The sequence below is a fragment of the Azonexus sp. genome, from assembly GCF_036170495.1.
Classification (GTDB): domain Bacteria; phylum Pseudomonadota; class Gammaproteobacteria; order Burkholderiales; family Rhodocyclaceae; genus Azonexus.
The window spans coordinates 2,436-13,323 of sequence record NZ_JAVHPH010000305.1 but is presented as its reverse complement, the minus strand read 5'-3'; the positions used below and the strand labels follow the sequence as shown (position 1 = coordinate 13,323).

Here is a 10,888-nt window from a genome sequence, read left to right as displayed (position 1 = left end):
GCATAACGGCATGGATGGCCCAAACGCCGATCCAGAAAGACAGCTTGCCCTGAGCGACCCATGCCTGGGCAACCCATAACAGGTTGCTGTAAATGGCATAGATAAGGACTGCGATCAGCATGTTAGCCGAGCGGCCAGCACGCGGATTGACATAGGAAAGGGGAATAGCCAGCAAAGCCAGAATGAGCGCTGAAACAGGTATCCCGATACGCCAAAGCAGTTCTCCACGGGCCTTGTTGCTATCGTCCTTGAGGAGATCGGGCATCGATAACCGATTGGGCAAAGGCTCTGTAGGCTTGGCTTCACCATCCTCAGTACGCACCCGATACCGCTCGAATTCCATCACCCGAAACTCGGGAGAGCCCGGTTCGACTTCGTAGCGGCGCCCTTTTTCCAGAACGACAAAGCGGTCACCATTTTCTGCAAATTCTTGATAACCCTGATCCGAGACGACCACCCCCAGTTTTCCGTCTTGAAAACTTGCCACAAAGATATTTCCGAGTAGCGCCGCTCCCTCATCCAGCGCTTCGACAAAGAAAACGCGCTTCCCCGCCCTGGACTCCTGGAAAACCCCCGGAGAGACCTGCGAAACATCACTACGCGCCGACAGGACTTGCCGGTACTGGGCGGTATTGAAATTGGCCCACGGCGAGAGAAATCCGGCCAATGCGGCGATGACCAGGACAAAAGGCAGGGCAAATTTGAGCACAGGCCGTAGCCAGGCCGTCAGCGGCAAACCGCAGGAGAACCAGACAACCATTTCGGAATCACGGTAAGCCCGCGTCAAGCTGAGCAGAATCGAGACAAAAAGCATCAAACTCAGCACCAGCGGCATGAAATTCAATAAAGCGAAGCCGAGCAGCGAGGCAACCGCCTCGGGCACAATGCGCCCACCGACGGCCTCTTTGAGGAGGCGGATCAACAGTATGGAAGCCAGGATCGCCAGCAGGGCAACACTAATGCCGGCAGCTGCCTGAGCAAATTCGCGCCGGGCGGCACGTTCGAATATCATGCTTTGACGAAACCGAAAAAATACGAGGATAATCCCTCGGAAACTGATATTTCCCTGATCAGGAGCAGCTTGTGGAATTTAGCATAAAAAGTGGCAGCCCGGAGAAACAGCGCAGCGCCTGCGTCGTTGTCGGCGTGTTTGAATCGAGAAAACTGACCCTTCCAGCCGAACTGCTCGACAAGGCATCCGGCAGCTACATTGCCGATATCGTCCGGCGTGGCGACATGGAAGGCAAGTCTGGCAGCACGCTGTTGCTGCACAACGTACCGGGCACGCTATGCGACCGCGTCCTGCTCGTCGGCCTCGGCAAGGAAAAGGACTTTCGCGAGAAGGAATTTGCCAGCGCCATCAGCACAACCGTCAAAGTGCTCAACGAAACGGGGGCTTTTGATGCATCGATCTTCCTGACTGAACTCCCCGTCAAGAAACGCAGCGTTGACTGGCGGATTCGCCAGGCAACGCTGGCTGCGCTGGATTCGACCTACAAATTCGAGCAATTCAAGAGCAAGAAGGAAGATGTTCGGCGCCCATTGCGCAAGCTGACCTTCAGCGTTGAAAGACGAAATGAGCTCGCATCTGCCGAGGAAGCGCTGAACCAGGGGCGGTCTATCGCCGAAGGCGTAGCGATAGCCAAGGATCTGGGTAACTTGCCACCCAACATCTGCCACCCGACCTACCTAGCCGAGCAGGCCCAAGCCATCGCCAAGGAGTTCAAGCTCGGCTGCGAAATTCTTGATCGCGCCGACATGGAAAAACTGGGCATGCATTCCCTGCTCGCCGTTGCCCATGGCTCGCATCAGCCGCCCAAGCTGATTGTTCTCAGTTACAAGGGCGCCAAGGCGGCTGAAAAACCGATCGTACTCGTTGGCAAGGGCGTCACTTTCGATACCGGCGGCATTTCGCTGAAACCCGGTGCTGAAATGGACGAAATGAAATACGACATGTGCGGCGCCGCCAGTGTCCTCGGTACCCTGCACGCCGTTGCGAAAATGGCTTTGCCGATCAATCTGACGGTCATCGTCCCGGCCACCGAAAACATGCCGGATGGCAAAGCAACGCGACCTGGTGACATCGTCACGTCGATGTCCGGCCAGACCATCGAAATCCTCAACACCGATGCCGAAGGCCGCCTGATCCTCTGCGATGCGCTGACCTATGCCGAGCGTTTCGAACCGGACACGGTGATCGATGTCGCCACGCTCACCGGCGCCTGCGTCGTCGCCCTGGGTGGCGTCGCCACCGGCCTGTTCGCCAACAAGGACGCCCTGGCCCGCGAACTGCTCGATGCCGGCGACGAAGCCCATGATCGCGCCTGGCACATGCCGCTGTGGGACGACTACCAGGAGCTGCTGAAAAGTCCGTTTGCCGACATGGCCAATATTGGCGGTCGCTGGGGCGGGGCCGTTACGGCCGCCTGTTTCCTGTCGCGTTTCACCAAGAAATTCGACTGGGCGCACCTCGACATCGCCGGCACAGCCTGGAAATCCGGCGCCAACAAGGGTGCCACGGGGCGGCCAGTGCCCTTGTTGACGCACTACCTGCTGCAGCGCGCAGGCAAGCTCAATTGACGCAGGTTTTTTTCTATCACGGCGCGGCGGACAAGATCGCCGCCGCCTGTGCTTTGCTGAGTGGGGCCTACACCAAGAAAAAGCCAATGCTGGTCTACGCCGTCGATAGTTCCGTCGCCAGCGGCGTAGACCGCATGTTATGGACGCATTCCGCGCTCAGTTTCGTGCCGCATTGTCGGGCCGATTCACCGCTCGCCGCCGAAACACCTATCCTGATCACCGACAAGCTGGACAGCATCGCGCAGGACGAACGCCTGATGAACTTGAGCCCGGAAGTCCCGCCCGGTTTTTCGCGTTTTGAAAACCTGATCGAAGTTGTTGGTCAGGAAGAGAACGACCGCACTGCCGCCAGAGAGCGCGTCAAGTTCTACAAGGATCGTGGTTACGAAGTCCGCTACTTCGATCTCAGCGACCGCTAAGGAAGCCGCGTGCCCAGTCCCATCATCGCCCGCGCCGATGCCCTGATGCAGCGCCGGCGCCAGAGTGACCACGAGTTTGACGACATTCCGGTACTAACCGACAGCATCGATCAATTCGGTGACATTCCGGTTCTCACCGACATCGAGCCTGAGCTGGAAATGGAAGACTTTCCGGCGCCGATCGAAACTACCGTCAAACCTGTTGCTGAAATTTCACTGCCGGCAGCGCAGGAGACCCCGTCTGCCATCGACGCTTCGGGCTTACGCGACGAGTTAATTCACGAACTCACCAGCCGCATTGAGGACCGTATCAAGGCCGCTCTGCCCGACATTATCAGTTCAACGATCAGGGAATTTCTGATCGAGCAAGAAAAGATCGAGAACAGTTAGCCAGCACACGATCGCGGCCTGCAGGCCTTCACCCAGAATCCCCATGAACCCGAGCAATTCATCCAGTCCGGCCCCGACGGCAGCACCCCGCTTTCCTTTCACGCTACCCGGGGTCATCGTCGTTGTCGCCATCTACACCACGATTCACGCGCTGACCCGTCTGTTTTCATCGGGCAATCTCGGCGAAGACGACCCGCTCGACAACCTGCTGGCCCAGACCCTCGCAGCGGGCTACAACGCCCAGCACGGTCCGCTTTACGACTGGGCCCTGTGGCTCGTGCAGCAAGCATTCGGCAGCGGCCTGCCAAGCTTCCTGTTCCTCAAGTACGCCCTGCTCGTCGGCATGGCCGGCTGCCTTTTTCAAATCACCCGAAAACTCACGCAAAGCGCCCTGTGGGCGTTCATCGCCGTCGAATCGATGGCTACGGTCTACCAGATTTTCTGGCGATTTCACGAAGGTTTTACCCATCGCGTCGGTGCCATGGCGCTGGCCGTCGCTACCGTCTGGGCGATTTTCCGGCTGCTTGACCGCCCGAGTCGTGGCAATTACCTGCTGTTAGCCACGCTGATCGGGCTGGGCCTGCTGACCGAGCACATTTACCCCTTTGCCCTGTTCGCCACGCTGCTCGCCGCCTGGCTACAACCGTCCGTGCGGAAAACGGTTTTCTCGCTGCCGATGCTGGCGGCGCTGCCGGTCACCTTGCTGATCGTGACGCCCTACGCTCTCTGGCTGGCCGCCGACCCGCAGCGGCTAATTGCGCTAGGAACCGACCTGTTCCCCGAAATACCCGCCCATTCATTGGCCGGCATAGCCGGTGGCCTGCGCGATGCTTTTACGTTCCCGCTGCTCGTCCTGGCACCCTACATCGTTGTCCTGCCGATGGTCTTTCCAACCATCTTCCGGGCCATTTTCCGGCAATCCCGGCTGCGCTTGACCGATCCGCTCACCTTCGATCCGAAACTGTTTCTGCTCCACATTCTGCTCATCGAACTGTGCGGACTCGTCCTCTTCAACGGCGTGCTCTATTCGCGCGCGAACTACGCGGTGCACAGCATTCTGCCGATGCTCGTCATCGCCATCCCCTGGCTGACCGAAAAGGCGCGCGAAACCAACCCGACGCCGCGCCGGGTACAAGTTTTCATGGCCGTCCTGCTCGCTTTCACGATTACTGCCTATGCCGTGCGCAGCGGCAACCTGTTCGTCTATGAGCCTTTCTGCTCGCGTTGCCGCTGGGCCGTACCCTATGCCGAACTCGCCGACAAGCTGCGCGAGCAGGGATTCGACCGGGGAACGATCATCGTCAACGATCCACATGTTGGCGGTAATCTCCGCCGCTTTTTCCCTGACTCCCGCGTCGTCATGCCCGGCCTGCCCCCGCCGCCTGGTGACGATAAAAAAATCGCCGTTGTCTGGCCCGCCTCAACCAAGAACGCCGAGATGCCAGCCGACTTGCGCAATATCACTGCCGCCGCGCACACCCTGGTACCGCCGGAAATCGTCCAGTTGCCCTGGAAGCACCTGTGGAAACCACTCGGCTACCGGACATCGAGCTGGGGTACGGCGATCATGGAGACACCGAAGCAGTAGGCCAGGCCAGCTACCAATCGCGGGTATAATTGCGGGTTTCCCCCTTTTCCGACAAGCCCATGGAACTCGCCAAAGCCTTCGAACCCGCCGACATTGAACGCCGCTGGTACCCCGAGTGGGAAGCGCAAAATTACTTCGCTGCCGGCGTTGACCGTAGCAAGGCCGCTGACGAAAACTTCTGCATCCTGCTGCCGCCGCCCAACGTCACCGGCACGCTGCACATGGGCCACGGCTTCAACCAGACGCTGATGGACGCGCTGACCCGCTATTACCGGATGCGTGGCCACAACACGCTGTGGCAGCCGGGCACCGACCACGCCGGCATCGCGACGCAGATCGTCGTCGAGCGGCAACTGGACGCGCAGGGCATTTCCCGCCACGACCTCGGCCGCGAGAAATTCCTGGAAAAGGTCTGGGAATGGAAGGAATACTCCGGCAACACCATCACCAAACAGATGCGCCGCATGGGCACCAGCCCGGACTGGAAGCGCGAGCGCTTCACGATGGATGCCGGCCTCAATAAGGTCGTCACCGAAACCTTCGTCCGCCTGTTCAAGGAAGGGTTGATTTACCGCGGCAAGCGCCTGGTTAACTGGGACCCGAAGCTGAATACCGCCGTCTCCGACCTCGAAGTCGTCCAGGAAGAAGAAGACGGCTTCATGTGGCACATCCGCTATCCGCTGGCCGATGGCTCGGATAGCCTGGTCGTCGCCACCACGCGGCCGGAAACCATGCTCGGCGACACGGCCGTCATGGTTCATCCGGAAGACGAACGCTACAAGCACATGATCGGCAAGATGGTGAAATTGCCGCTGACCGATAGAGAAATCCCGATCATCGCCGACAGCTACGTCGATCTCGAATTCGGCACGGGCTGCGTCAAGGTCACGCCGGCGCATGACTTCAACGACTATGCCGTCGGCCAACGCCACGGCCTGCCGATGATTTCGATCCTGACGCTGGATGCCAAGATCAACGACAACGCCCCGGAAAAATACCGAGGCCTCGACCGTTTCGACGCCCGCAAGGCCGTCGTCGCCGACCTCGAAGCCCTCGGCATTCTCGAAAAGACCGACAAGCACAAGCTCAAGGTACCGCGCGGCGACCGGACCAATGTCGTGATCGAGCCGATGCTCACCGACCAGTGGTTCGTCGCCATGTCGAAGCCGGGTGACGACGGCAAGTCGATCACCGAGAAGGCACTCGACGTCGTCCATTCCGGCGAAATCAAGTTCTACCCGGAAAACTGGGTCAATACCTACAACCAGTGGCTCAACAACATCCAGGACTGGTGTATTTCCCGCCAGCTGTGGTGGGGCCACCAGATTCCGGCCTGGTACGGCGACGACGGCCAGGTCTTCGTTGCCCACAACGAGGCCGAAGCCAAGGCCGAAGCGGCCAAACAGGGCTACACCGGCGCCCTGAGCCGCGACGAGGATGTCCTCGACACCTGGTTCTCGTCCGCCCTGTGGCCGTTCTCGACGCTGGACTGGACGGGCGACGAGGCCATCGACGCCGCCAATCCGATTTTGCAGCAATATTTGCCGTCGACCGTACTGGTCACCGGTTTCGACATCATCTTCTTCTGGGTCGCCCGCATGGTCATGATGACCAAGCAGATCACCGGCCAGATCCCGTTCAAGCATGTTTACGTGCATGGCCTGATCCGCGACAGCGAAGGCCAGAAGATGTCGAAGTCGAAGGGCAATGTGCTCGACCCGATCGACCTCATCGACGGCATCGGCCTCGAGGCGCTGATCGAAAAGCGCACGACCGGCCTGATGAATCCGAAGCAAGCCGAAAGCATCGCCAAAAAGACGAAGAAGGAGTTCCCGGAAGGCATCGCCTCCTTCGGCACCGACGCCCTGCGCTTCACCTTCGCCTCGCTCGCCTCGCCCGGCCGCGACATCAAGTTCGACCTCAACCGCTGCGACGGCTACCGCAATTTCTGCAACAAGCTGTGGAACGCCACGCGCTTCGTACTCATGAACGTCGAAGGTCACGACCTGGCCCTCGAACACCAGCAGAACGGCCCGGCCTGCGGCGGTTCCGCCCCGCTCGAATTTTCGTTTGCCGACCGCTGGATCGTCAGCCAGTTGCAACGCGTCGAGAAGGAAGTCGAGCAGCACTTCACCGACTACCGTTTCGACCTCGTCGCCCAGGCCATCTACAAATTCATCTGGGACGAGTTCTGCGACTGGTATCTGGAAATCGCCAAGGTCGAGATCCAGACCGGCAACGACGCCCAGCAGCGCGGTGCCCGCCGGACGCTGGTGCGCACCCTTGAAGCCGTGCTGCGCCTGGCTCACCCGCTCATCCCGTTCATCACCGAAGAGCTGTGGCAGACCGTGGCGCCCATCGCCGGCCGCAAGACGCACGACTCGATCATGCTTGCCGCCTACCCGCGCGCCGAGGAGTACAAGCTCGATCCGGCTTCGGAAGCCAAGGTTGAGCGCCTCAAGGCTCTGGCCTATGCGACCCGCAACCTGCGTGGCGAGATGAACGTCTCGCCGGCCCTGCGCATGCCGCTGCTGGTGGCCGGTGACGGCGCTGAAATTTCCGAGTTCGCGGCCATCCTGCAAGCTCTGGGTAAGCTCTCCGAGGTACAAATCGTTTCCGACATGCCGGCCGACGCTATGGCGCCGGTGGCCGTGGTCGGTGAAACCCGCCTGATGCTCAAGGTAGAAATCGACGTAGCCGCCGAACGCGTGCGTCTGGCCAAGGAAATCGAGAAGCTCGAAAAGCAGATTTCGATTGCCCAGGGCAAGCTCGCCAACGAAGGTTTCGTCGCCCGCGCGCCGGCCGCGGTGATCGATCAGGAAAAGCAGCGGGTGGCCGATTTCACGGCGACGCTGCAACAACTCAAGCCTCAGCTTGCCAAGTTGGGTAACTAAAAAGGATTTACATGTCTCAAGACAAACGCGGCCTGCTCTCCAAGATATTCATCGCGCTGATGATTTTTTCGGCGCTGGTAGGCGCCTGGAGCGTCGCTTTCATGATCTCGTGGCCGAAGGACAAGACCGATGTCTGGAAGCCTGAATTCCGCCTCGTCGCCATCTGCGCCAACAAGGAACCCTGCGGCTTCGCCTACAAGGATCTGGCCGACGCCAAGGCAAAAGGTCTTTACACCTCGCTGACGCCGACGGAACCGGCCGGTGACATCCAGGAAGAACACAACTGGCTCAAGTGGAAGATTGAAAACAGCGTTTTCGAGGTCAAGGCTTCGTCCTGGCACTTCCAAACGACGATCCGTTACACGGTCGAAAACGATGTGCCGATCCTGCTTGATTACCAGGACGTCGATGTCCCCAAAGCCTTTTATTACGGCGTTGCCGCTGCGCTTTTCTCGATGCTCGGCCTTTATCTGCGCCGCTTGCGGGGCTGATTGAAGCATTCCCACGGTCAACCGGAAAAAACGGCCAAATTTGAAATTCAGGCAATTTTTCCGGTTGACCGTAGCGCTACCCGTACCAGCCCCCTGAGGGCGTTTCCCAGCCAGAACCCATCGGCCAGATCGGCCGGATAGAGCACCGCCTCGCGCGCCTGCCCATTGGCCAGCATTGCCGCCCGCAGCACGCCGGGCAACGCCCCGCTGGCCAGCGGCGGGGTCAGCAGGACGCCATCGCGCTCGACAAAAACAGTGCTGCGCGCGCCTTCGGCCACCTCGCCACGTTCATTCAAAAAAACCACGTCGAAGAGCTGCGGATCGCCGTCCACCGCCTTGAGTGCCGCGTCGTACTGCGCCCGGTCAGTCGTTTTGTGGCGACGCAGCGGATAGCCTGATTCGATAGTCGCGGCGGCCAGCACGGCGTGGCGCGTTCCGCTCGGTTCGACACCTAGCGGGAAGGCCTGGACATCGACGCCGCCATCCTTCGCCAGGGTCAGCCGCACCCGCCAGGTGCCGGCGACGGGCTGCCCAGCGAGCCATTCAATAACCCGCGTTTCATCATAGACAAACCCCAGCCATGCCGCCGACCGGCGCAAGCGTTCGAGATGCCCGGCCAAATACGGATAGCGCCCATCTTCCCGGCGCAGCGTTTCGATCAATAACAGGCCGGGATCGCAGTCGCGCAGGAAACGGGACTTGAGCAGGCATTCCTGCCACTCGGCAGCCGGCTGTGAGTCAGCGACGATGCCGCTACCCACCCCCAGCTTGCCGCGGCCACCGGCCCCCAATTCCAGCGTGCGAATCGCCACGTTGAGGCGAAAATCGCCGTCCGGCGCCAGCCAGCCCAGCGCACCCGTATAGATGCCGCGCTCGGCATTTTCCAGTTCGGCCGCGATCTGCATCGCCCGGATCTTCGGCGCGCCGGTAATCGAACCGCAGGGAAACAGGGCGCGCAGGATTTCACCGAAACGCCGCCCGCCAACCTTGGCCGAAACCTCCGACACCATCTGCCAGAGCGTCGGGTAATCCTCGATGTCGAACAGCCGGTCGACCACCACGCTGCCCTGCTCCGCGACGCGACCAAGGTCGTTGCGCAGCAGGTCGACAATCATCAGGTTCTCCGCCCGGTCTTTTGCGGAATTGCGCAGTTGCTCGGGCGGCGCGCTGCGGGGCGCCGTGCCTTTCATCGGCTTGGTCAGCAAGCGGTCACCGTGGCGTTCGAGAAACAGCTCAGGCGACAGCGACAGCAAGCCGTGCCGGGCATCGCCGACAAAACCGCCGTAGCGAACGGGCTGCTGCTCGCGCAATCGGGCATACAGCGCCAGCGGCGAACCAAACCATTCAAAGTCGAGCGGGAAAGTGAAATTGACCTGATAACAGTCACCTTCAAAAATCAACCGTTTTATCCGGTTGACCGTAGCAACGTAGATTTCTTCATCAATCGCCGGCCGCAAGCCGCCGATGCCGGCCACGCCATGGCCAGACTGCGCTAACCAGGCCGCGGCCTCTTCTGCGGATAACGAAATCCGCTGCGCAAACCGCCAGAACCGGGCCAGCGCCCGCCCGCCAGGTATCCAGCCAACTGGCGCCGACTTGGGCTCAAGCAGATAGCCCAGCTCGTAGTCGAGCGCCGCGACCGTCCACTGCGGATCATCCTGCAGGGTCTGCAAGACGGCGTCCAGCGATGCCGCATCGCTGGCCTCAAGGCATTCGATCAGCCCGGCGAAACGCCAAGCGGCGGGTTCGCCAGCCGGCGCCCGCCTGTCTTCGAAAAATGCGGTGAAATGAGGGCTTATTTGCGCTTCAGGTAAAACTCGAAAACGCGATTTTCTTCTTTTTGCTCAAGCAGTTCGTTGCCGGTCTGCTTGGCAAAAGCCGGAAAATCCTTCAAGGAACCGGGATCGGTCGCCAGCACGCGCAAAACCTTGCCGGACTCCATTTCGGCCAGCGTTTTCTTGGTGCGCAGGATAGGCAGCGGGCAGTTCAGCCCCTTGACGTCGAGATCGCGATCAAATTCCATGGTTTTTTGGCTTAATGGATTGGAAGCGTTATTTTACCTCTACCAATTCCGCTTTTCCTTGAGTTCATCGCTCAACCGCTGCTTCATTTCACGCAAACGGGCATCGATCGAAGACATCTCGAAAAAATTGGCATCGCCGGCCTTCTGCGCCTGCTGCAATTGCTCAATCGCCCCCGCCGTCTGCCCCTGCAAGGAAAAAACCTCGGCCAGCGCCCGGTGCTGCATCGCCTGCCGGCCCAGCCCGGCGTAACTTTCAGCGCGCATCTTGTGCAAGCGGACGTCGTTCGGATAGCTGCCCAGCTGCGCCTCGGCAAAACGCAGCGCCTCATCGTAGCGCCGCGTGCCGAGCAAGGCCCCACCATAGCCGTAAAGCAAACCCAGATTGAGCGGGAAACGCAGCATCGCATCGCGATAGACCGTCAGCCCGCCCGCCGCATCGCCCTGACCAATCCGGATATCGGCCCGCAAATGTTCGAGCATCGGGGCCGAAACCTTGAGGCGGC

General features: G+C 60.2%; 10 protein-coding genes. 6 read left to right on the top strand and 4 right to left on the bottom strand.

Translation table 11 applies throughout. From position 1 onward, the window contains the following. Positions 1–1,012, bottom strand: a 1,012-nt coding sequence (lptF, locus tag ADADOO_RS11260; RefSeq protein ID WP_511277604.1) for an LPS export ABC transporter permease LptF, incomplete at its 3' end; no start/stop codon positions are given. 71 nt (positions 1,013–1,083) lie between these two features. Between lptF and ADADOO_RS11255 the strand changes: the two genes are divergently transcribed. The 6 genes from ADADOO_RS11255 to ADADOO_RS11230 are packed head-to-tail and all read left to right on the top strand — an operon-like array spanning position 1,084 to position 8,362. Continuing rightward, on the top strand, positions 1,084–2,580 hold the full coding sequence (locus ADADOO_RS11255) for a leucyl aminopeptidase (protein ID WP_511277603.1): 1,497 nt from the start codon (positions 1,084–1,086) through the stop codon (positions 2,578–2,580). Further along, on the top strand, positions 2,577–2,999 hold the full coding sequence (locus ADADOO_RS11250; RefSeq protein ID WP_511277602.1) for a DNA polymerase III subunit chi: 423 nt from the start codon (positions 2,577–2,579) through the stop codon (positions 2,997–2,999). Before ADADOO_RS11255 ends, ADADOO_RS11250 begins: the two co-directional genes overlap by 4 nt. Positions 3,000–3,008: 9 nt before the next feature. Continuing rightward, a complete protein-coding gene (locus ADADOO_RS11245) occupies positions 3,009–3,389 on the top strand; it encodes a hypothetical protein (RefSeq protein ID WP_511277601.1) in 381 nt (126 codons plus the stop codon). A 43-nt stretch (positions 3,390–3,432) separates the two neighbouring features. After that, a complete protein-coding gene (locus tag ADADOO_RS11240) occupies positions 3,433–4,977 on the top strand; it encodes a glycosyltransferase family 39 protein (protein ID WP_511277600.1) in 1,545 nt (514 codons plus the stop codon). Positions 4,978–5,036: 59 nt separating this feature from the next. Continuing rightward, the gene (locus tag ADADOO_RS11235) at positions 5,037–7,871 is read left to right on the top strand and encodes a valine--tRNA ligase (RefSeq protein WP_511277599.1); all 2,835 of its coding nucleotides are present in this window, start codon (positions 5,037–5,039) and stop codon (positions 7,869–7,871) included. Between the two features lie 11 nt (positions 7,872–7,882). Then, entirely contained in the window at positions 7,883–8,362 is a 480-nt protein-coding gene (locus tag ADADOO_RS11230; RefSeq protein ID WP_511277598.1) for a hypothetical protein, read from the top strand. A 47-nt stretch (positions 8,363–8,409) separates the two neighbouring features. Here the strand turns inward: ADADOO_RS11230 and pabB are convergent, their stop codons facing one another. From pabB to ADADOO_RS11215, 3 genes are all read right to left on the bottom strand, one after another. Further along, positions 8,410–10,035 (bottom strand): aminodeoxychorismate synthase component I, encoded by a 1,626-nt coding sequence (gene pabB / locus ADADOO_RS11225; RefSeq protein WP_511277597.1) that lies wholly within the window; start codon positions 10,033–10,035, stop codon positions 8,410–8,412. 122 nt (positions 10,036–10,157) lie between these two features. Continuing rightward, positions 10,158–10,385 (bottom strand): sulfurtransferase TusA family protein, encoded by a 228-nt coding sequence (locus tag ADADOO_RS11220; protein WP_511277596.1) that lies wholly within the window; start codon positions 10,383–10,385, stop codon positions 10,158–10,160. Positions 10,386–10,424: 39 nt separating this feature from the next. After that, the coding region (locus ADADOO_RS11215; protein ID WP_511277595.1) for a tetratricopeptide repeat protein at positions 10,425–10,888 on the bottom strand (464 nt) is incomplete at its 5' end.